Source organism: Bifidobacterium tissieri, from assembly GCF_002259645.1.
Lineage (GTDB): Bacteria > Actinomycetota > Actinomycetes > Actinomycetales > Bifidobacteriaceae > Galliscardovia > Galliscardovia tissieri.
Map to the genome: position 1 here is coordinate 25,191 of NZ_MWWV01000012.1, position 22,244 is coordinate 47,434.

Annotated in this window: 15 protein-coding genes; 11 read left to right on the forward strand and 4 right to left on the reverse strand. The window is 59.6% G+C overall.

All coding sequences use genetic code 11. The annotated features are described in order from the left end of the window. Positions 1-2 precede the first annotated feature (2 nt). Both BTIS_RS08150 and BTIS_RS08155 read right to left on the reverse strand, forming a co-directional pair. On the reverse strand, positions 3-194 hold the full coding sequence (locus tag BTIS_RS08150) for a YbdD/YjiX family protein (RefSeq protein WP_211279447.1): 192 nt from the start codon (positions 192-194) through the stop codon (positions 3-5). 189 nt (positions 195-383) lie between these two features. Beyond that, a complete protein-coding gene (locus BTIS_RS08155) occupies positions 384-2,783 on the reverse strand; it encodes a carbon starvation CstA family protein (RefSeq protein ID WP_181160808.1) in 2,400 nt (799 codons plus the stop codon). Positions 2,784-3,045: 262 nt separating this feature from the next. Between BTIS_RS08155 and uvrA the strand changes: the two genes are divergently transcribed. From uvrA to BTIS_RS08205, 10 genes are all read left to right on the forward strand, one after another. Next, positions 3,046-5,997, forward strand: a complete 2,952-nt coding sequence (gene uvrA / locus BTIS_RS08160; protein ID WP_094664408.1) for an excinuclease ABC subunit UvrA — start codon at positions 3,046-3,048, stop codon at positions 5,995-5,997. Positions 5,998-6,012: 15 nt separating this feature from the next. Then, positions 6,013-8,322, forward strand: a complete 2,310-nt coding sequence (gene uvrC / locus BTIS_RS08165; protein ID WP_094664410.1) for an excinuclease ABC subunit UvrC — start codon at positions 6,013-6,015, stop codon at positions 8,320-8,322. Positions 8,323-8,411: 89 nt separating this feature from the next. Next, positions 8,412-9,305, forward strand: a complete 894-nt coding sequence (locus tag BTIS_RS08170; RefSeq protein WP_094664412.1) for a shikimate dehydrogenase — start codon at positions 8,412-8,414, stop codon at positions 9,303-9,305. Continuing rightward, on the forward strand, positions 9,305-10,213 hold the full coding sequence (rapZ, locus tag BTIS_RS08175; protein ID WP_094664414.1) for an RNase adapter RapZ: 909 nt from the start codon (positions 9,305-9,307) through the stop codon (positions 10,211-10,213). The genes BTIS_RS08170 and rapZ overlap by 1 nt, the downstream gene beginning before the upstream one ends. A gap of 194 nt (positions 10,214-10,407) precedes the next feature. Continuing rightward, positions 10,408-11,364 carry a DNA-binding protein WhiA gene (gene whiA / locus BTIS_RS08180; protein WP_094664416.1) on the forward strand — a complete coding sequence of 319 codons (957 nt, stop codon included), beginning with the start codon at positions 10,408-10,410 and terminating at the stop codon, positions 11,362-11,364. A gap of 236 nt (positions 11,365-11,600) precedes the next feature. Next, positions 11,601-12,809 (forward strand): phosphoglycerate kinase, encoded by a 1,209-nt coding sequence (locus BTIS_RS08185; protein WP_094664418.1) that lies wholly within the window; start codon positions 11,601-11,603, stop codon positions 12,807-12,809. Positions 12,810-12,974: 165 nt separating this feature from the next. Continuing rightward, entirely contained in the window at positions 12,975-13,775 is an 801-nt protein-coding gene (tpiA, locus tag BTIS_RS08190; protein ID WP_094664420.1) for a triose-phosphate isomerase, read from the forward strand. A 91-nt stretch (positions 13,776-13,866) separates the two neighbouring features. Beyond that, complete coding sequence (gene secG / locus BTIS_RS08195; RefSeq protein ID WP_093959502.1) at positions 13,867-14,115, forward strand: preprotein translocase subunit SecG; 249 nt, start codon at positions 13,867-13,869, stop codon at positions 14,113-14,115. Positions 14,116-14,275: 160 nt separating this feature from the next. After that, entirely contained in the window at positions 14,276-15,112 is an 837-nt protein-coding gene (locus tag BTIS_RS08200; protein WP_094664422.1) for an HAD family hydrolase, read from the forward strand. 403 nt (positions 15,113-15,515) lie between these two features. Further along, positions 15,516-17,138, forward strand: coding sequence for an aminotransferase class I/II-fold pyridoxal phosphate-dependent enzyme (locus tag BTIS_RS08205; RefSeq protein WP_094664424.1), 1,623 nt, complete (start codon positions 15,516-15,518; stop codon positions 17,136-17,138). Between the two features lie 347 nt (positions 17,139-17,485). On the opposite strand, the gene tal is transcribed toward BTIS_RS08205, so the two are convergent. Beyond that, positions 17,486-18,589, reverse strand: a complete 1,104-nt coding sequence (tal, locus tag BTIS_RS08210) for a transaldolase (RefSeq protein ID WP_094664426.1) — start codon at positions 18,587-18,589, stop codon at positions 17,486-17,488. Positions 18,590-18,678: 89 nt separating this feature from the next. Further along, positions 18,679-20,781, reverse strand: a complete 2,103-nt coding sequence (gene tkt / locus BTIS_RS08215) for a transketolase (protein ID WP_094664428.1) — start codon at positions 20,779-20,781, stop codon at positions 18,679-18,681. A 284-nt stretch (positions 20,782-21,065) separates the two neighbouring features. Here tkt and hrcA point away from each other — a divergent pair, with 284 nt between their 5' ends. Further along, complete coding sequence (gene hrcA, locus BTIS_RS08220) at positions 21,066-22,178, forward strand: heat-inducible transcriptional repressor HrcA (RefSeq protein ID WP_094664430.1); 1,113 nt, start codon at positions 21,066-21,068, stop codon at positions 22,176-22,178. The last annotated feature ends 66 nt before the right edge of the window (positions 22,179-22,244 follow it).

Here is a 22,244-nt window from a genome sequence, read left to right on the forward strand (position 1 = left end):
GGTCAGCAGCATCCGGTGGATTGATGGGTTTCATGGAAGTCATCACGCGCCCGCCAGAATTCACGTGCGCTCATCGGCTCATGATCGGGATGATTGCGACGGTGCCGCTCGACATACCGGTCATAGGCGTTCTCTCCGGTCAGATCGCGCCAGAATTCGTGGAACTCGTGCCACGCCGTTCGAATGCTTGCCATGGTCATCGACTGCCTTCTTCCGTATCCGTATCAGGGAGCACCCGGTCCATATCGGAGATATCGACGCGAGCGCATGACGTGGCCGCCGGCCGGAGGGGTCTCCGACTCGACGGCCACGATTGTGTTGTGTGTTGTGGATGGCGTCCGCAACTTGTCTGCCTGTTCAGCATGCGGATGCCATCATGCCGGTCATGCCGGCTGCTTGACCTTGCCTTCCAGCTCGTCGCGCTGTTCGCGGCTGAGGCCCGGGATGAGTTCGGGGTCGCCGACGATGGCGTATTCCTTGACGAGCTTGCGGTCCAGCTTGGACGGGATCATCGTCACCGGTGCGAAGAAGTTCGATTCGACGAACGGATCCTCGCTGGTGGTGGTGTCCTTGGTGCGGATGGTCTGGACGATGCGCACCACGCCACATACCATCACGAATGCCACGGTGATGAGGAACACCGCGGACAGCGTTCCCTGGATGAACGTGTTGCGGACGATGGCCTTTTCGATCTCGATCTGTGCCGGATCGGTGAGCGTGGCCAGCTTGGCGGTGGCGTCACGCCACTGCTGCCAGTAGCCGACGGCGGAATCCGTGGAGAAGATCTTCTGCCACGATGCCACGAAGGTCACAGCCGTGTCGAACACCAGCGGGATGACCGGGATCCACACGTACTTGACGTATCCCTTACGCACCACCATCACGGTCACCACCAGCAGGGCCACGGCGGCTATCAGCTGGTTGGCTATACCGAATAGCGGATAGAGCGTTTGTATGCCGCCTCGGGGGTCGGTTACGCCCATGAGGAGCAGCGAACCCCATGCCGCGACCACGACGGCCGTGCAGAACCATGCACCGACTCGCCATGACGGGTCCTTGAACTTGGGCCAGATGTTGCCCAGAGCGTCGGACAGCTGGAAGCGGGCGACTCGTGTCACCGCGTCGACGGCGGACAGGATGAACAGTGCTTCGAACATGATGGCGAAGTGGTACCAGAATCCCATCATTGTTCGTCCGCCGCCGATCTGGTGCAGGATGTGTGCCATACCCACGGCCAGTGTCGGTGCACCACCGGTACGGGAGACGACGGAGGGTTCGCCAACGTCCTTGGCGAGCTGACGGTAGGCTTCGGCGTCGGTGTAGACCTTGTCGTTGCCGTTTTCATCCCACGAATCCCATTCCGCGTGGATCTTGTTGCCGTGCACGTCGGTGACGCCGAGGTTCTGCACGGCCTGGGCCATGATGTCCTCCTTGTCCTGGGCGACCTGCACCACGGCGGGGCCGGCGAGCTTTTCGCTGGTGGCCTCGGAGGTGTTCATGCCGAAGTAGATGCCCTGGTTGAGGGAGATGGCGGCCACGATGGCCATGACGGCCACGAACGATTCCATGAGCATGCCGGCGTAGCCGATCATGCGCACCTGGCTTTCCTTCTGGATCATCTTCGGCGTGGTTCCCGAGGAGACCATGGCGTGCATGCCGGACAGGGCGCCGCAGGCGATGGTGATGAACAGGAACGGGAAGATGGCGCCAGCGAACACCGGGCCTTCGGTGTTGGTGGCGAACGCGGTGACGGCGGGCATCTCCACGATCGGGCGCACGATGACGATACCAAGCGCGAGGATGCAGATCGTACCGACCTTCATGAAGGTGGACAGGTAGTCACGAGGCGTGAGCAGCAGCCACACGGGCAGGATGGCGGCGAAGAAGCCGTAGATCACCATGCACCATACCAGTGCGGTGGGGGACAGGTGCAGGTACTGACCGAAGGAGGATTCGGACACCCAGCGGCCGGCGATGATCACGAAGATCAGGACGGCGAATCCGACGATGGACACCTCGGTGATCTTGCCGGGCTGCACGTAGCGCAGCCAGAGGCCCATGCAGATGGCGATCGGGATGGTGCAGCCGACGGAGAACACGCCCCACGGGGAAGCGGCCAGTGCGTTCACGCAGATCATGGCGAGCACGGCGAGCACGATCATCAGCATGACGAACACGATGATCGTGGCGACCGAACCGCCGATCCTGCCGATCTCATCCTTGGCCATCTGACCGAGGGAACGACCGCCTCGACGCATCGAGAAGAACAGCACGAGCATGTCCTGCACGGCACCGGCGAGACATACGCCGACGATGATCCAGATCGTGCCGGGCAGGTAGCCCATCTGCGCGGCCAGGATCGGGCCGACCAGAGGACCGGCGCCGGCGATGGCGGCGAAGTGGTGTCCGTAGAGCACCACGCGGTTGGTCGGATCGAAGTCCTTGCCGTTGTTGATGCGTTCGGACGGTGTGGCGTTACGGTCGTCCGGCCGCATGATCTTCTGCTGAATGTAGAGCGCGTAGAAGCGATAGGCGATTGCGTAGGTGCACACTGCCGCGATGACGAACCACAGCGTGTTCACCTCTTCGCCTCGGATCACGGCGATCATCAGCCACGCGAGTACGCCCAACGCGGTGATGGCCACCCAGATCGCGACCTTCTTAGGCGTCCACTTGTAATCCGGCTCAACCCCAACCGGAACGCCTTCTTTGTTTCTGATGATTCGGGACTCTTCCTCCTTGGTGTAGGAGGGGATCCCTTCCTTTGCAGCCACTTTGCTCATGGCCCCTTCTCCTTACAGAAACGCGACTTTGCGCTTCTGCTTCGAGAGACTACTTTGAAAGATAATCATTGTCAACATCGTTTCTCAAAAATTCATTCGGATGTTCCTTGGGGGTTCGAAGAACGAAATATGACCAGAATTCGATCACTTCGCCAATATCGAACAGTAGTTCGAAATATGAGGCGGATTGCGCTATTCTTGGGTCCGGAAAACATCCATGACACGGCGACATCCCATCGGGGGAAAAGGACGAGGCACAGGAATGGCGACACACGCGAACGGCGACACCAACGATTCCATCACATGGCTTCATGACAGCAAGACGTCCGGAACCCTCATCGCGGATCTGTCCTCCCTGCCCAACGACCGCAAGATCGTGGTGCAGGGCGCACGCGAGCACAATCTGAAGAACGTGGATCTGGTGTTTCCCCGCAACGAGATGGTGGTGTTCACCGGCCTGTCAGGATCCGGAAAATCCTCCATGGCATTCGACACGCTGTTCGCCGAAGGACAGCGCCGCTACGTCGAATCATTGTCCGCATACGCCCGACAGTTCCTCGGACAGATGGACAAGCCCGACGTGGATTTCATCGAAGGCCTGAGCCCCGCCGTGTCGATCGATCAGAAGACCACGAACCGCAATCCGCGCTCGACGGTCGGCACCATCACCGAGGTGTATGACTACCTGCGTCTGCTGTTCGCCCGCACCGGCATCCCACACTGTCCGGAATGCGGAGAACTGGTCACCGCGCAAACTCCCCAGCAGATCGTCGACACGCTGCTGTCCCGTCCCGAACGCACCCGCTTCCAGATTCTCGCCCCCGTCGTCAAGGGGCGCAAGGGCGAATTCGTGGAGATGATCGAACTGCTGCGCTCCGACGGTTATGCACGAGCCCTCATTGACGGCACGATGACGCAACTGTCCGACGACATCAAGCTCACCAAGCAGAAGAAGCACACCATCGAAGTGGTGGTCGACCGACTCGTGGTCAAAGACGGCATCCGCCAACGACTCACCGACTCCGTGGAGACCGCCCTGAAACTGGCGAACGGCGTCGTGATCGCCGATTTCGTGGACGTCGACGAAAACAGTCCGGAACGTCGACAGCCGTTCTCCGAAAAGCGCAGCTGTCCGAACGGACACCAGCTGGAACTCGACGAGATCGAACCCCGCACGTTCTCATTCAACGCCCCCTACGGAGCCTGCCCGGTATGCACCGGACTGGGATTCAAGCTCGAGATCGATCCGGAGCTGGTCATCTCCGACCCGGACAAGTCCCTGGCTGAAGGCGTGATCGAACCCTGGTCGAACAGCAAGACGACCTCGCAGTACTACGGACACGTGCTGGAAGGGCTCGCCGAGGACCTTGGATTCTCCATGGACACGCCATGGAAGGAACTACCGAAGGACATCCGCCATGCGATCATGTACGGGCATGACTTCAAGGTGAAGGTGTCGTATCGCAATCGATGGGGACGGCTGCGTGAATACTCCACCGGATTCGAAGGTGTGGTGCGCACGCTGATGCGCCGCCATGACGAGACCGACTCCGACGCGATGAAACAATACTACGAGTCGTACATGCGCGAAGTGCCCTGTCAGGAGTGCGGCGGCAAACGACTCAAACCCGAGGTGCTGGCCGTGACCGTGGCCGACAAGTCCATCTTCGACGTATGCGACATGCCCGTGCGCAAGGCCCTGTCCTGGGTGAACGGCCTGCATCTCACCGGATCGGCCGCCATGATCGCCGGCGAGGTGCTCAAGGAGATCCGTGCGCGGCTCGGATTCCTCAACGACGTCGGACTCGACTACCTGACCCTGTCCCGCGCGGCGGCGACCCTGTCCGGCGGCGAGGCGCAGCGCATCAGACTGGCCACGCAGATCGGGTCCGGACTGGTGGGCGTGATGTACGTGCTCGACGAACCGTCCATCGGACTGCACCAGCGTGACAACGAACGTCTGATCGAAACGCTGCACCATCTGCGGGACCTCGGCAACACGCTGATCGTGGTCGAACATGATCAGGAGACCATCGAAAAGGCCGACTGGCTCGTCGACATCGGCCCCGGCGCCGGCGAGCACGGCGGTGAAGTCGTCTACTCCGGGCCGGCCGATCATCTGGTCGACGCGCAACGATCCATCACCGGCGACTACATCGCCGGCCGACGTGCCATCGAAGTGCCGCAGCAGCGACGCAAGGTCCGCAAGACGCGCTGCCTCACCGTGGTGGGAGCCCGCGAGAACAATCTGAAGAACATCAGAGTCAACTTCCCGCTGGGTGTCTTCACCTGCGTGACAGGCGTGTCCGGATCCGGGAAATCCACGCTGGTCAATACGATCCTCTACCCGGTGCTCGCCGACCGTCTCAACAGTGCCCGCATCGTGCCGGGCAAGCATACGCGAGTGGAGGGCGTGGACCAGCTGCGCAAGGTCATCCACGTGGATCAGAACCCCATCGGACGCACGCCACGGTCCAATCCGGCCACCTACACCGGAGTATGGGACAAGATCCGTCAGCTGTTCGCCAAGACCCCCGAAGCCCAGGTGCGCGGATACGGCCCCGGGCGATTCTCCTTCAACGTGAAGGGCGGACGCTGTGAGGCTTGTCACGGCGACGGCACACTCAAGATCGAAATGAACTTCCTGCCCGACGTGTACGTGGACTGCGAGGTGTGTCACGGGCAGCGGTACAACCGCGAGACTCTGGAGGTGAAGTACAACGGCAAGAGCGTGGCGGACGTGCTGAACATGCCCATCGAGGAGGCTGCGGACTTCTTCAAGTCGTACCCATCCATCTCACGCTACCTCAACACGTTGGTGGACGTGGGACTCGGGTACATTCGTCTCGGTCAGCCGGCACCCACACTGTCCGGCGGCGAATCACAACGAGTCAAACTCGCCACCGAACTGCAGAAACGCTCCGACGGCAAGACCGTATACATCCTCGACGAGCCAACCACGGGACTGCACTTCGAGGATGTGCGCAAGCTGCTTGGCGTTCTGCAGAGCCTGGTGGATAAGGGCAACACGGTGATCGTCATCGAGCATAACCTTGACGTGGTCAAATCGGCCGACTGGATCATCGACCTCGGCCCGGAGGGTGGTGACGGCGGAGGCACCATCGTCGCTGAAGGCACACCCGAACAGGTGGCGCAATGCGCGCAGTCGTGGACAGGACGATTCCTCGGACCAATGCTGACGACGACCAGGTGACGTATGCCATCAGGAATGATCGAACGCCACGCACCCGGCGTGTGGCGCAGGACAGCCAAGCAACTGCAGCGGGAACATCGGGAACAGGAGGGCTCTCCCATGGCTTCGGTCAACGACCCCACCGGAGAATCGGTCAACGTGAACGGAGCTCCGCTGCTCGGGGACTCACGTGACCTGTTCCGGCCGAAAACCGGTGATATTCCCGCCCAGCCCGGCGTCTACAAATGGAGGGATGCCGAAGGGCGGGTGATCTACGTCGGCAAGGCGAAGAGCCTGCGCAACCGTCTGACGAACTACTTCCAGCCGCTGTACCAGCTGCATCCGAGAACCCAGACCATGGTGCTCACCGCCCGTAGTCTCGAATGGACGGTGGTGGCCACGGAACTCGAGGCGCTCACGCTCGAATACACATGGATCAAGGAGTTCGATCCGCGATTCAATGTGGTCTTCCGTGATGACAAGACCTACCCGTATCTGGCGTTGTCAGTCGGCGACGAATACCCCAGGGTATGGATCACCCGCAGCCGTAATCGCCGTGGCACACGCTATTTCGGCCCGTATGCGAAAGTGTGGGAGATCCGGCAATCACTCGACTTGCTGCTCAAGAGCTTTCCCGTACGCACCTGCACGGACAGCGCGTTCCGCAAGGCGCGGCTGACGAATCGCCCTTGCCTGCTCGCATCGATTGGCAAATGCTCGGCGCCCTGCGTATCACGCATCGACGCCGGTGAACATCGGCTTATGTGTGAGCGTCTTGTCGGCGTCATGACCGGACGACTTGGCCGATCGTACGTCGCCCAGCTTACCGAGGACATGAAAGCGGCAAGCGCCGAGCTCGAATTCGAACGGGCCGCCCGTCTTCGCGATCAGATCGCCGTACTCAACACCGTGCTGCAACGCAATGCGGTGGCGTTCGGCTCAGACGTGGACGCCGATGTGTTCGGTTATGACGCGGATGAGCTCGAGGCCAGCGTCCACGCGTTCTTCGTACGTTCCGGTGCCATTCGTGGCGAACGCAGCTGGAGCGTGGAACGGGTGGAGGATATCGGGGACGCCGATCTGATCGCCGATCTGATCACGCAGGTGTATTCGGAGATGGCCGGACAGTCCGCGGCTTCGCCGGAAATCACTTCGGCAGGCGCAGTCGCGGTGTCTCGCAGCCGTGATGCGATCGGCTCCACGCAAAGCGTGACCGCCGTGGATGCCTCGTCAAGAGCGCAGGCGACCCGTTCCCGTCATTCTCGTCAGGAGATGACGGGACGTGCCGATCTTCTGGCTCCCATTGCACCAGTGCCACGGGAGATCATCGTCCCGGTGGAGCCGTCACGACGTGACGAACTGGAACAGTGGCTCACCGGCATCCGCGGTTCGACGGTCACCATTCGCGTGGCGTCACGAGGCGAGAAGAAGGATCTGATGGATCGGGCCACGGCGAATGCGAAGCAGTCACTGCAACGCAGCAAGATGAGCCGGATCAAGGATGTGGGCACCCGCACGGAGGCCATGAACGACGTGGCCCGCGCCTTGGGGCTGAAGCAGGCGCCACTGCGTATCGAATGCTATGACATTTCGAACACGGTCGGAGGCATCTATCAGGTCGCCTCGATGGTGGTGTTCGAGGATGGCATGGCCAAGAAGTCCGAATACCGTCGATTCGCCATCCGAGGCAAGGACGGCAAGGGGGCGGTGGACGATACCACCGCATTGTACGAGACGCTGACACGCCGATTCCGGCACGGCAACATCGCCGGGGACTCCGGTGAAAGCATGGACAACGAACGCCGCGCCGCCAAGGCCATGGCGGATTCAGATTCCGCACCGGAATCCGTTGTTCAGCAGAACACCGACCATCGGCATTTCGCATACAAGCCGAACCTGATCGTCGTCGACGGCGGACAGCCACAGGTGGCGGCAGCGGCGCAGGCCATGGCCGACTGTGGAGTGGATGATGTGGCATTGTGCGGTCTGGCGAAGCGTCTGGAGGAGGTATGGGTTCCCGATGACGACTATCCGATCATCCTCAAGCGTCAGTCCGAGGGCATGTACCTGCTGCAGCGTGTACGCGACGAATCCCATAGGTTCGCCATCACCTACCATCGCGAGGCGCGAACCCGTGGCGGACTGCGTTCGGCTCTGGATTCCATTCCAGGCATCGGATTGACCCATCAGAAGAAGCTGCTGCAACGATTCGGTTCGGTCAAGATGATGCGCAGCGCAACCGTCGACGAGCTCATGCAGGTTCCCGGAATCGGGGAGAAAAAGGCCCGGGCCATTTATGACGCGTTGCATGACGACGGGGAAAAGAGCGATCCGCCGTCATCCTGAAGTCAGGATGTCATAGAGACGCTTTTAGAATCATCCATGAATAATCGGTTCCATGGGCTAGCATGAGACCAGAGAGCAAGGAGCATTCGATGACAGAAATCAGGCACCGCGCGGCCGTGTTGGGCAAGCCCATATCGCATTCCCTGTCACCGGTCATCCACAACACCGCCTACCGGGCGATGGGCCTGAACGACTGGTTCTACGACAGCCATGAGGTGGACGACCATACCTTGGGCGACTTCATCGGAGAGCTCGACCCTCGGTGGAGCGGACTGAGCCTGACCATGCCCCTAAAAAAGGCGATCATGCCGATGGGAGAACCAAGCAACCGCTGGGCCGAAAAGCTTGGCGTAGCGAATACCGCCGTCTTCCAGTGGCGGGGCAACTCGGGTACTCCCGATATCAAGCTGTACAACACCGACGTGGCCGGCATCAATCTAGCGATCACCAACGCCATGCGTCATGATGGCCGCCCGGTGCCTAATGACATCCGTGGCAATGGTCTGGTGATCGGCAGCGGCTCCACTGCGACATCGGCGATCGCCGCCTTCTCCACTTTGCAGATCCAGCACGTGACCATCGCCGCCCGGCATCCGGAAAAAGCACATGCCCTTGCGCCGTTGGCACAGACCTTCGGCATGAGCGTCGACGTGATCGCGCTCGGTCAGGTACCCGAGATCGTCAGTGGCGAACAGATCGTCGTCAGCACGTTGCCGTCGCATGCGGCTGACTCCACCGCCGCTGGCCTTTCCGCGCTACGCCCCGGCAGTGTGCAGGGCACGTTGCTCGATGTCGTCTATGACCCGCGTCCCACCGCGTTGATGACCATATGGAAGCGCCTCGGCGGCATCGCCGTTGGTGGCGAGGAAATGCTCCTGTATCAGGCCATCCCACAGATCTCCTACATGACGGGCACGGATTTCGATGCCCTGCCGCCCACCCTTGATTCGACCATCCGTCACGCTTTGGAGGAGGTGCTGTGATGACCGGTGCCGAAAAGACCGAGGAAGAACGTCCCCAGCCCGCCGACTCATTCGAGGTGCTGCTGATCACCGGCATGTCTGGTGCCGGTCGTTCCCGTGCCGCGGATAGCGTGGAAGACATGGGCTGGTATGTCGTTGACAACCTGCCTCCGAAACTGCTGGTCCCTCTGGTCGACATGATGACCTCGTCGGGATCGAAGGTGCACAAGCTTGCCGCAGTCATCGATGTGCGCTCCCGATCCTATTTCGATGATCTGGCACAGGTGCTCAGCCATCTGGATGACCTAGGCGTCAAATACCGCATCCTGTTCCTAGACGCGACCGATGACGTGCTCATCCAACGGTATGAGTCCGTTCGCCGTCCTCATCCTCTGCAGCATGGGCGTCGTCTGATCGACGGCATCGAGGAGGAACGCGTGCTGCTGGAGAATCTCAAGGAACGTGCCGACATCGTCATTGACACTTCGAAGCTGAGCATTCATCAGCTATCCACCAAGCTCTACGATGGCTTGCTAGGCAAAGGCCCCCAGACCGTCGCGGTCCATATCTTCAGTTTCGGATTCAAATACGGAATTCCACTGGATGCCGATTTCGTCGCCGACGTACGATTCCTGCCCAATCCGTTCTGGGTGCCTCAGCTCCGTGAGCTCACCGGAAACGACAAGGCCGTCAGCGACTATGTGCTGTCCAGCGATGGCGCCACGAAATTCCTCGACTCGTACACGGACGCCATCCTCACCGCCATAGCCGGATACTCTCGCGAGGACAAGCATTTCGTGACCATCGCCATCGGCTGCACCGGAGGACAGCATCGGTCCGTGGCCATGAGTCAGGCTCTGGCCAAGCGTCTGATCGCAAAGGGTCTCAATGTCACCGTGTCGGCACGTGAGCTGAAGCGTCATCACTGATCTCACTCCGATCCGGTTGTTCATGGTGGAGCAGGTTATCTCACATCCTGAAAACCTTTGGATAAGTATCGAAATGAATACGGTTTTTGTCCACCTGATTCTGTAACACAGAAGATCGGTGCGTACGACAGCCCGAACGGCGATACTCGATCGACACCACCATTGAAGCTGTACATTTTAAAGGAGGTTAGCTCTTGGCTCTGGTTGATGAAGTCAAAAGCGAACTGGCCGCAATCGATGACGAACTACCCGCTGCCAAGAAGGCTCAAGCGGCTGCGATGATCCGTTTCGGAGGCGGTTTGCACCTCATCCAACGTCATATTGTCGTTGAAAGTCAGTTCGATTCGCTGGATGCATCTCAGTGGCTTCAACGTACCATTCAAGAGGTCTACGGTCACGAAGCCGATCTGATCAAGGTTGCGCGCAAGACCCCTACAGGCACCGTTGAACGGTATTCGGTACGCGTGCTCAAGGCCGGTGGCGCTCTGGCGCTGCAATCCGGTCTGCTTGACCGTCGCAAGCGTCCCGTACGTGGACTGCCCGCCGAAATCGTCTCCGGCAACATCGCCCAGATCAAGGCCGCATGGCGCGGGGCATTCCTCGCCCATGGCGAACTGTCCGATCCGGGCAAGGCCAGTTATCTTGAGATCGTCTGCCCGGGTTCCGAGGCCGCCCTTGCTCTGGTAGGTGCGGCACGACGTCTTGGCATTACCGCCAAGGCCCGTCAGGTGCGGAGTTCCGAACGAGTCACACTGCGCGATCCCGATGTGATCGAACGCATGCTCACGCTTATGGGGGCCACCCGTACGGCACGCGAATGGAGCGGCAAGCGCAACGATGGCGAATATCGCGGCAAGGCGAACCGTCTGGCGAACTTCGACGACGCGAATATGCGCCGTAGTGCCAAAGCGGCCGTTGAAGCCAGCGAAAAGGTGCAGAAGGCATTCAAGATCCTGGGTGATGACGTGCCTGAGAACCTGCGAGCAGCAGGTCAGCTGCGGCTCGATCACCGCGACGCCAGTCTGGAAGAGCTCGGCCGTCTTGCGGATCCGCCCGTAACCAAGGACGCCATCGCAGGCCGCATCCGCCGTCTGCTGCAACTCGCCAACAAGGTGGAGAAGCAGCGTGCCGCCGCTGCCGCCGCCGAATAGGAGCAATGAGTCTTGCATAATCGCCAGCTGCGATTCCACATTGGGGGTACCCGTACTGTCGGGTACCCCCAATGTCGTTATGCGCAGTTGAGATCACAACTGCAACCGTAATTGTTCACTACACGCGACATCGCGGCCGTGGCTAATAGGTTTTTTCTCATTGGCACGGTAAGATTCCTAATGGCGCAGCACATGCGGATTCTGTTTTGTCCGCGCCGCAGCAGGAAAGGATATCAATGAAAACTCTCAAGGATCTAGGAAATCTTCAGGGCAAGCGTGTTCTGGTACGCGCTGATTTCAACGTTCCGCTTGACGGCACGACCATTACCGACGATGGTCGTATCAAGGCGGCCCTGCCGACCATCAAGAACCTGCGCGAGCAGGGTGCCAAGGTCATCCTGATGGCCCACCTTGGTCGTCCGAAGGGCAAGGTCGTTCCCGAGCTGAGCCTCGCCCCCGTCGCCGTGCGTCTCGGCGAGCTGCTGGGCATCACCGTGCCGCTGGCCAAGGACACCTACGGCGAGGACGCCCAGGCCAAGGTCGCCGCCATGAATGATGGCGACGTCGTGCTGCTGGAGAACGTCCGCTTCAACCCGGAGGAGACCAGCAAGGACCCGGCCGTGCGCGCCCCGTACGCCAAGAAGATCGCCGCTCTGGGCGATGTCTTCGTCTCCGACGGCTTCGGTGTGGTGCACCGCGCCCAAGGTTCCAACTACGATGTCGCCGCTGACCTGCCGGCCGCCGCTGGTCTGCTGGTCGAGAAGGAAGTCACCGCACTGTCCAAGGCCACCGAGAACCCGGAGCGTCCGCTGACCGCCGTCCTCGGTGGTGCCAAGGTCGCCGACAAGCTCGGCGTCATCTCCAACCTTCTGGGCAAGGTCGATCGCCTCATCATCGGCGGCGGCATGGCCTACACCTTCCTCAAGGCCCTCGGCTACGAGGTCGGTAACTCCCTGCTCGACGAGAGTAACATCGAGACCGTCAAGGGCTACATGGAGACCGCCAAGAAGAACGGCGTCGAGCTCCTGCTCCCCGTCGACGTGGTCGTCAACCCCGGCTTCCCGGCAGGCGATGACGCCGTCATCGACCCGAAGACCGTCGCCGCCGACGCCATTCCGTCCGATGAAGAAGCTCTGGACATCGGTCCGGAGACCCGCAAGCTGTTCCACGACAAGATCGTCGACTCCAAGACCGTCGTGTGGAACGGCCCGATGGGCGTGTTCGAAGTCCCGACCTTCGCTGAAGGCACCAAGGCTGTGGCCGAGGCTCTGGTCGACGCCACGCACGCCGGCGCATTCACCATCGTCGGCGGTGGCGATTCCGCAGCCGCCGTGCGCAACCTGGGCTTCCCGGAGGATGGCTTCTCGCACATCTCCACTGGTGGCGGCGCTTCCCTCGAGTTCCTTGAGGGCAAGGAGCTGCCGGGCCTGAGCGTCCTCGAGTAGTTCTCACCTTTCTTTGCAGACTCCCCGGAATCCACTTCGCATCATCAGATGCGCGTGGATTCCGGGGAGTCTGCATGTCAGTAGGACCATACGAACGATCCAAGTCGTACGATATAACCCGCGTCGATACACCCGTCGGCGCATGCAACGTAAAAAGGAGCATCCATGGAGCGCAAACCGGTGGTGGCCGGCAACTGGAAGATGAACTTCGACCATCTTGAAGCCACCTATTTCGTTCAGAAACTGGCATGGACGTTGCGTGATGCCAACTTCGACTTCAAACGTTGCGAAGTGACGCTCATGCCTCCGTTCACGTCGATCCGCAGCGTTCAGGTGCTCATTGACGCCGATCGTCTGAAACTCACCTATGGCGCTCAGGCCGTATCCGTGACCAATCAGGGCGCGTTCACCGGTGATGTCTCAGCCGATATGCTGGCTCGTCTCGGATGCAAATACGTACTGGTCGGGCATTCCGAACGTCGCAAGTATCATCCCGAGGATGATGCCAATATCGTCGATCAGGTCCGCGCCGTACTGACCGCGGGCATGCGACCCATATTGTGTGTGGGAGAGAGTTTCGAAGAACGCCGTCAGGGCATCGAACTGGAATTCGCTGTCGGACAGGTGCAGGATGTCATTCGGGATCTGTCCGATAAGGAAGCCGCTCATATGCTTATCGCTTACGAGCCGGTCTGGGCCATTGGTACGGGTATGGTGGCAACTCCCGAGTCTGCCCAGCAGGCCGCCTCGGCCATTCGTTCACACCTGAACGAGGTATATGGCGAGACAGTATCCGACAGGGTTCGCATCCTATACGGAGGGTCCGTAAACGCATCGAATGCGACCCAGCTCATGCAGGAGGGTCATGACATCGACGGATTCCTCGTGGGAGGCGCTTCACTCGACGCCGACGAATTCGCCACGATCGCGCGGCTGACGTCCAAGGCAGCGCAGAATCGTCGTTGACCCCTAGTTCCTTCATAGTTTTTTCCATTTCAACAACCGTTTATCCCGCATGTGGGGTATCCTTGCTTAGAGTCGTAATTCGGAGGTAACCGTGGCCATTGTCAAGATCGTTCTTGAAATCATCGTCGTGCTGGCCAGCATTCTGCTGACCCTGCTGATTCTTATGCACAAAGGCAAGGGTGGCGGCCTGTCCGACATGTTCGGCGGCGGCCTGACCGCCAATGCCGGCACTTCCGGTGTGGCGGAGAAGAACCTGAATCGCCTTACCGTCATCGTGGCACTTATTTGGGTGGCCATCATCATCGCCCTGGGACTCATGGCCAAGTACGGTCTCGCCTGATTCCCCTCATTTTCCTGCAAGGCCCGTGGCTCATGTTGCCACGGGCCTTATCATTTCATCATCGCTGAGATCCGCCATATAGGGCATTCCCCGTCCCGACCATTCACCGTGCATTGGCATGGAACGTCATTTGATTGTCCGCAAAGGAGAACCATCAACCATGACCGGTATCGAGCTTCCCCGTCTGATCGTCGCCGACCTTGATGGCACATTGCTTCATGACTCCGATACCTTCGAAGGACGGTTCATGACACAGCGAACCGTTGATACGATCAATCGCATGCACGATAGGGGAGTGCGGTTCGCGGTGGCAACAGCACGACCGGTCAGTACCGCACTTGCACTTGTCAATCGTCTTCCCGTCGACGCCTGCGCCTACCTCAACGGAGCACTTATCGACTTCAATCCAAGTCAATCCGATTACGATATGCTCACCGCAGGGAAAGTTCCTAGTGATGGACATGTGCTCAGACTCGGATTCTCTTCAACGCGCGCCTGCGAGGTGTGCCGTTTCCTGTTGGAGGAGTTTCCCGATATCCGGATCGGCATTGTGATGAACGATATCCGATACACCAACTTCGACGTACGAGAACTGTGGAAAACACAGACATTCCGGTACACGGACTTCACCGACGTCCCTGATGGAGTCGCCGACAAGATCATCATCTTGCCACAGCCTGAACAATGCGATCGCCTACGCACACTGATCCCACCGGATTTTGACGTAAGCATCAGTGAGGGCGTCATGTGGATGTTGATGAATCCGTTAGCCAACAAGAGTCACGCACTGGATCTGCTGTGTGCCAAATTGGAAATCCCCTTGAACGCTACAGCAACCTTCGGTGACGATCTTATCGACATCGCCATGCTGCAACGTGCAGGTAGGGGAGTGGCCGTAGCCAATGCTGTTCCTCGCGTATTGAACATCGCTGACGAGATCTGCCCATCAAACAACGAGGACGGTGTCGCGCAGTGGATCGAAGATAAATTGAACTAAACACCAGAGATTGCACATATACTGCATTGAACTTCTGAATCATTGGTGCAAGTCCCCTAGAGGAAATGCACCGTACAACTACCGATGCAAACGTTGAATACACGGCGTATACGGCATGTCGACATGTAGCAGACAGAAAGTTCAATTTACAAAGCTTTACATAGTCATTTTTCTATATCTTTAGAGCTAATTCTATCTAAACGAGCATAATGCAATCGTTTTCCTCTAGATTTACATCGTTTTCACACTATTTACAGATCATGTAAACAGTATATTGAACCTCTTCGTTTACCTACGAACGTTTGCATTTGTCCGTATATTGAACTACTGAATTTCTTCTTACCGCGGCGTGCTACTGTGTTGAACTATTAGATCACTGATACTTGAACCTTCAAGGAGCGGTATGAGTCGGGAAACGTTCGCCAAGCGGTTGAACTCCGCCATGTCACTACGACATATGAAACAGATCGACGTGGTCCGCGCCGCGCAGAGAAAAGGACTCAAGCTCGGCAAAAGCCATATCAGCCAGTACGTCAGCGGTAAGACGGTGCCGCGCATCGAGACCCTGAGATTTCTGGCCGCAACATTGAATGTCAGCGACCAATGGCTCCATGGTGACGATGTTCCCATGGAACGCGGATCAGACGCTGACTCCAAACACGATTCGTTCGCACCCACATCACCGGCGAATGAATTCGTCACCACGGAGCCATCCGCCGCAGAATCATTGTCATCTCCGGCTTTTGACGACCGACCGTGCACTGAAACTCATCCCACCACACCATCCATCACCATTTCGGAAGGACATCCCATGCGTCGTTTTACCAAATCCACCAAACTCGATAATGTGCTTTACGACGTGCGAGGTCCGGTGGTCGATGAGGCCGCTCGCATGGAGGCCACCGGCACGCATGTACTCAAGTTGAACATCGGCAATCCAGCCCCCTTCGGATTCCGAACCCCGGACGAAGTGATCTACGACATGGCCCATCAGCTGCCCGACTGCGAGGGATATTCCGCATCCAAAGGACTGTTCTCCGCGCGCAAGGCCATCATGCAATACTCGCAGCTGAAGAATCTGCCCAATGTCAGTATCGACGACATCTATACCGGCAATGGGGTCAGCGAGCTTATCAACCTCTCGATGTCCGCGTTGCTTGACAACGGCGACGAAGTGCTCATTCCTAGCCCTGACTATCCGCTGTGGACGGCCTGCGTCAACCTCGCCGGCGGTACCGCGGTCCACTACCTGTGTGATGAGCAATCTGAATGGTATCCGGACATCGACGACATGCGTGCCAAGATCACGGACAAGACCAAAGCCATTGTGGTCATTAATCCGAACAACCCCACAGGAGCCCTGTACCCCAAGGAGGTGCTTCAGCAGATCGTTGATCTGGCACGCGAACATCAGCTCATGATTTTCTCCGACGAGATCTATGACCGTCTGGTCATGGACGGCCTGCAGCATATCTCGATCGCTTCCATGGCACCTGATCTGTTCTGTGTGACATTCTCCGGACTGTCAAAGTCCCATATGATCGCCGGATACCGCGTGGGCTGGATGGTGCTCAGCGGCAACAAGAACATTGCGAAGGATTACATCGAGGGCATCAACATGCTCACGAATATGCGTATCTGCTCGAACGTGCCGGCACAGTCGATCGTACAGACCGCACTCGGTGGTCATCAGAGCGTCAACGACTACATCGTGCCCGGCGGCCGCATCTACGAACAGCGCGATTACATTTACAATGCGCTGAACGCGATTCCTGGCGTCACCGCGGTCAAGCCCAAGGCGGCGTTCTACATCTTCCCAAAGCTCGATGTGAAGAAATTCAATATCACGGACGATGAGCAGTTCGCGCTCGACCTGCTGCACGACGAGCGTATCCTCATTACCCGCGGCGGCGGTTTCAACTGGCACGAGCCCGATCACTTCCGTATCGTTTACCTGCCGCGTATCGAAGTCCTCAAGGATGCCACCACCAAGCTCACCGACTTCCTGAGCTACTATCGGCAGTGAGCGAACCGACCGAACTAAGACGGTTTTGGAGCGTTAATCGAATAGGAGAGGGAGTCGGAGGTGTTTCTTCGGCTCCCTCTGCTGTTGGTTGATCTCATACTGATTGCGGCTTGAGCCGAACGTGCAATGGCATGACTAATCGATGAGCATAATGACGCAACGCCACCACTGAAGGCACAAGAGCCGATGAGAATAAACAACGCTTATTCCATCCTTCAACGGCCCATCCGAAAACAGCACTAATGGATTTCAGGCATGCAAAAGGGCTCCGACCCATATGGATCGGAGCCCTTGGCCGTCCCCGCTATGCGATTCCTGTTATCCGGTTCGCGTAGCGTTTAGGATTTTCAGCCGTTGACGCGGTCGATACCGGCCTGCACGTCGGCGAGCACGGAATCCCAGGACTTGATGAAGGCGGCGACGCCATCGGCCTCGAGCTTGTCGGTGACAGCCTTGAAGTCGATGCCCAGATCGGCGAGCTTGGCCATGATGGCGTGGCTCTCCTCGTAGGTGCCCTTGATGGTCGGGGCGCCGTTACCGTGGTCGGCGAGGGCGTTCAGGGTCTTCTCCGGCATGGTGTTCACGATGTGCGGGGCGACGAGCTCGTCCACGTACACGCAGTCGGAGTAGGCCGGGTTCTTGGTGCCGGTGGAAGCGAACAGCGGACGCTGCTTCTTGGCACCCTTGGCTTCGAGAGCGGCCCAACGCGGATCCTCGGCGAACTTCTTCTCGAACAGCTCGTAGGCAAGACGAGCGTTGGCGATGGCGGCCTTGCCTTCGAGAGCCTTGGCCTCATCGGTGCCGATCTCCTCGAGCTTCTTGTCCACAGCGGTGTCCACACGGGAGACGAAGAAGGAGGCGACGGAGCCGATGTGCTCCAGCGGGTGGCCGTTGGCGTCAGCCTGGGCGATGCCCTCGATGAAGGCGTCGATGACCTGCTCGTAGCGCTCGAGCGAGAAGATCAGGGTGACGTTCACGGAGATGCCCTTGGCCAGGGTGGCGGTGATGGCCGGCAGGCCTTCCAGGGTGGCCGGGATCTTGATCATGGCGTTCGGACGGTTGACCTTCTCCCACAGCTCCACGGCCTGCTTCTCAGTAGCCTCGGTCTCGTGGGCAAGGCGGGGGTCCACCTCGATGGAGACGCGGCCGTCGACGAAGTCGGTCTTCTCGGCGATCTCGCGGAAGATGTCGGTGGCGTTGCGCACATCGGTGGTGGTGAGCTCGCGGATGGCGGTCTCGACATCAACCTTGCCGAGCTCCTTGAGCTGGGCGTCGTACGGGCCGACCTGGCTCAGGGCCTTCTGGAAGATGGAGGGGTTGGTGGTCACACCGACGACGTTCTTGTCGGCGATGAGCTCCTGCAGGTTGCCCGACTCGATGCGGGTGCGGGACAGGTCGTCCAGCCAGATGGAAACGCCGTTGTCGGACGTGCGCTGAGTTGCAGCAGTCATATGTTTTCTCCTTGTTTCTTTCATTCCGGCTCCCCGTGATCGGAAAAGAGGGGAGCCGAAAAAACTTGTACCGGGTTACCGGAGATCGATCAGGCGTTGGCCTCGGCGATGGAAGCCTTGGCGGCCTCGACCACGTGCTCGGCGGTGATGCCGAGGTCGATCATGTTCTGAGCGCCGTCACCCTGCAGGCCGAACTGCTCGATGGACACGGCCTTGCCGTAGGAACCGAGGTACTTGTACCACGGCATGGCAACGCCGGCCTCGACGGACACGCGGGCCTTCACGGCAGCCGGAAGCACGGCTTCCTTGTACTCGGCGTCCTGCTCCTCGAACCACTCGAGCGACGGAGCGGAGACCACGCGGGCCTTCACGCCTTCGCCGGCCAGGGTCTTGGCGGCTTCGACAGCCCACTGGACCTCGGAACCGGTGGCCATGAGGATGACGTCCGGAGTGCCCTCGGTATCGACGAGCACGTAGGCGCCCTTCTTCACGCCTTCCTTGGCCTTGGCAGCGGTCTCGGCGAGCACCGGGACACCCTGACGGGTCAGGACCATGGCTGTCGGCAGCGTGTTCTTCTTCTCGAAGAAGGCACGGTAGGCTTCGGCGGTCTCGTAGGCGTCGGCCGGACGAACGACCTCGAGCTGCGGGATAGCACGGAATGCGGCCAGATGCTCGATCGGCTGGTGGGTCGGGCCATCCTCGCCGACGGCGACGGAATCGTGGGTCCACACGTACAGGTTCGGGATCTCCATCAGAGCGGCAAGGCGCACGGCCGGACGCTCGTAATCGGAGAACATGAAGAACGTGCCGCCGAACGGACGGGTGTAGGAGCCCAGCAGGATGCCGTTGGTGATGGCACCCATGGAGAACTCGCGCACGCCGAAGTGCAGCTGACGGCCGTACGGGTTGCACACCGGCCACTGCTTGGTGGCGCACTCTTCAGGAGCGAAGGTGGCGGCACCCTTGAGGTCGGTCTTGTTGGAGCCACCGAGGTCGGCGGAGCCGCCCCAGAGTTCCGGCATGACGGCGGCCATGGCGTTCAGCACGGAGCCGGAGGCACCACGGGTGGCGACCTTCTTACCGACCTCGAAGGTGGCCTCGAGATCGTCGATGGCCTTGTCGAAGCCCTCGGGCAGCTCGCCGGCCTTGATGCGGTCGAACAGGGCGGCCTTGTCCGGGTTGGCCTTGCGCCACTCGTCGTACTTCTTGTCCCACTCGGCGTGGGCGGCCAGACCGCGCTCAGCAACCTTGCGGGCGTGAGCCAGGGCCTCTTCGTCCACCTGGAAGCTCTTCTCGGGATCGTAGCCGAGCAGTTCCTTGAGGCCGGCAACGGCCTCGGCACCCAGCTTGGAGCCGTGGGAGGACGGATCGTTGGTCTTGCCCGGGGTCGGCCATGCGATCAGGGTGTCGACCTTGATGATCTTCGGCTGGTTCGGAGCGGCGGCCTGAGCCTTGGCGATGACATCGGCAAGACCCTCGACGTCCTCCTTGTAGGAGCCATCGGGCTGAATGAAGCTGAACTCGTCGGTGTACCAGCCGTAGGCCTGGTAACGCTTGAGCACATCCTCGGCAAGCACTAGGTTGGTGTCGCCTTCGATCTGGATGCGGTTGGCATCGAAGATCACGGTGATGTCGCCGAGCTGCTGGTTGGCGGCCAGGGAGGCAGCCTCGCCGGAGATGCCCTCCTCGATGTCGCCTTCACCGCAGATGACCCAGATCTTGTGGTCGAACGGGGATTCGCCGGCGGGGGCTTCGGGGTCGAGCAGACCACGCTGGAAGCGCTGGCCGTAGGCGAAACCGATGGCGGAGGCCAGACCCTGACCCAGCGGGCCGGTGGTCATTTCGATGCCCGGAGTCAGGCCGTACTCGGGGTGGCCCGGGGTGCGGGTGTCGGCACCGCCACGGAAGTGCTTGAGATCATCCAGCGTCAGTCCGTAGCCGGAGAAGTAGAGCTGGACGTACTGGGTGAGCGAGGCGTGTCCACCGGAAAGGATGAAGCGATCGCGACCCTCCCACTTGGGATCGTTCGGATCATGCTTGATGAAGTGCTGGTAAAGGGTGTAGGCGATAGGTGCCAGCGAGACGGGGGAACCGGGGTGGCCGCTTCCGGCGTTCTCGACCGCATCAGCCGAAAGGACCTTGGCCATCTTGATGGCGCGCTCGTCCAGTTCGGTCTCCTTGAATTCGGTCATGGATCAACTTTCCTTCCAATCGGATGGAACCAGCGTGCCCGTTCTGGGCGCCGTGCATGCACGGACGAGTAGAACGTGCGCATTGGCTTCATTTGCCCTTTTATGCTAACCCAGTATGGAGACTTCCTCCAGCATTTCCCCACGTGAGTTGTGAACTAAATGTTCATGCATGTTCTTTTTTGTTTGATTAAGACCGTGCAAAAGTTCGCTTTTCGCCATCAGCTAGCAGTCGCCATCATCGAGTGCTAAAAAGGTACAGTACGGCGATTTTCAAAGGAGGTTCCATGGCCAACGAACGACGCATGTTGGTTCTCCGTGCCGTGATAGAGGACTATATTCGCACACAGGAACCGGTAGGTTCGGCGGCCTTGACACGCGGACACAAACTGGGTGTCAGCTCGGCCACCGTGCGCAATGATATGGCCGCGCTGGAGGACGAGGGATATCTGGTGCAGCCTCACACATCGGCAGGAAGGATCCCCACTGAAAAGGGATACCGGTACTTCGTCGACAAGCTCGCCACCGTCGTGCCGCTGTCCAAGGCACAGAAGCGCGGCATACGCACGTTCCTCTCCGGATCGGTGAATCTTGACGACACGCTCCGACGTTCGGCGCGCCTTCTCGCGCAGATCACCGGTCAGGTCGCCGTGGTCGCAAGCCCGTCACTGGCGCGATCGGCATTGCGCCACATCGAAATGGTTCCCGTATCCACGGTCACCGTGCTTGTCGTCGTCATCACCGATACCGGACGGGTAGAGCAGCGTACGATCGTCTCCGCCGGGCGGCCTTCGGACGACGTACTCAATCAGCTTGTCTCCCGTATCAACACCGTATGCCAGGGCGAATCCCTGCGACGCGCCGGTGACGACGTCCGGCTCTTCGCTCAGGACGATCCCGATCCATCCATACGCGCCTTTCTGGAAGCCACCGCACGAGTGCTCGATGAGCTTGCCACGCAGGAACAGGCCAGCAATCTGTATATGGCGGGTACCTCGCAACTTGCCCACCAATCAGCCTCCGACATGGCGTCATTGGCCTCCCTGTTCGACGCACTTGAGGAACAGGCCGTTCTGATGCGACTGATGACAGCACTGACCGAGGTCTCGCAACTCCACGGCGTAGGTATAGCCATCGGATCTGAGACCCACACGCCAGGACTTATGCACGCCTCGGTGATCACATCCGGATACGGGCAATCCACCGCCGGCACGACCGATGCCGAAGACGGTTCGACGAATGGCTCATCGGTCGAACCAGTGGCGTTCGTCGGTTCGATCGGCCCCACGCATATGGACTACGCGAGCACGATCCCCGCAGTCCGGGCTGTAGCAAAGTACCTGACCGAATTCATGAGGAACGAGGAGGGGAAGACCGACTCGGACGACGATACCGACTAATGCTCCGCCACACCTTGTGGCACAATATTCGACAGCGAAACCATAAACGACAATCACAACCGACGA

What these genes read in the sequence shown, in the direction of transcription:
- BTIS_RS08150 (WP_211279447.1), bottom strand. Translation starts at nt 194, where the DNA reads ATGGCAAGCATTCGAACGGCGTGGCACGAGTTCCACGAATTCTGGCGC.
- BTIS_RS08155 (WP_181160808.1), bottom strand. Translation starts at nt 2,783, where the DNA reads ATGAGCAAAGTGGCTGCAAAGGAAGGGATCCCCTCCTACACCAAGGAG.
- uvrA (WP_094664408.1), top strand. Translation starts at nt 3,046, where the DNA reads ATGGCGACACACGCGAACGGCGACACCAACGATTCCATCACATGGCTT.
- uvrC (WP_094664410.1), top strand. Translation starts at nt 6,013, where the DNA reads ATGATCGAACGCCACGCACCCGGCGTGTGGCGCAGGACAGCCAAGCAA.
- BTIS_RS08170 (WP_094664412.1), top strand. Translation starts at nt 8,412, where the DNA reads ATGACAGAAATCAGGCACCGCGCGGCCGTGTTGGGCAAGCCCATATCG.
- rapZ (WP_094664414.1), top strand. Translation starts at nt 9,305, where the DNA reads ATGACCGGTGCCGAAAAGACCGAGGAAGAACGTCCCCAGCCCGCCGAC.
- BTIS_RS08185 (WP_094664418.1), top strand. Translation starts at nt 11,601, where the DNA reads ATGAAAACTCTCAAGGATCTAGGAAATCTTCAGGGCAAGCGTGTTCTG.
- tpiA (WP_094664420.1), top strand. Translation starts at nt 12,975, where the DNA reads ATGGAGCGCAAACCGGTGGTGGCCGGCAACTGGAAGATGAACTTCGAC.
- BTIS_RS08200 (WP_094664422.1), top strand. Translation starts at nt 14,276, where the DNA reads ATGACCGGTATCGAGCTTCCCCGTCTGATCGTCGCCGACCTTGATGGC.
- BTIS_RS08205 (WP_094664424.1), top strand. Translation starts at nt 15,516, where the DNA reads ATGAGTCGGGAAACGTTCGCCAAGCGGTTGAACTCCGCCATGTCACTA.
- tal (WP_094664426.1), bottom strand. Translation starts at nt 18,589, where the DNA reads ATGACTGCTGCAACTCAGCGCACGTCCGACAACGGCGTTTCCATCTGG.
- tkt (WP_094664428.1), bottom strand. Translation starts at nt 20,781, where the DNA reads ATGACCGAATTCAAGGAGACCGAACTGGACGAGCGCGCCATCAAGATG.
- hrcA (WP_094664430.1), top strand. Translation starts at nt 21,066, where the DNA reads ATGGCCAACGAACGACGCATGTTGGTTCTCCGTGCCGTGATAGAGGAC.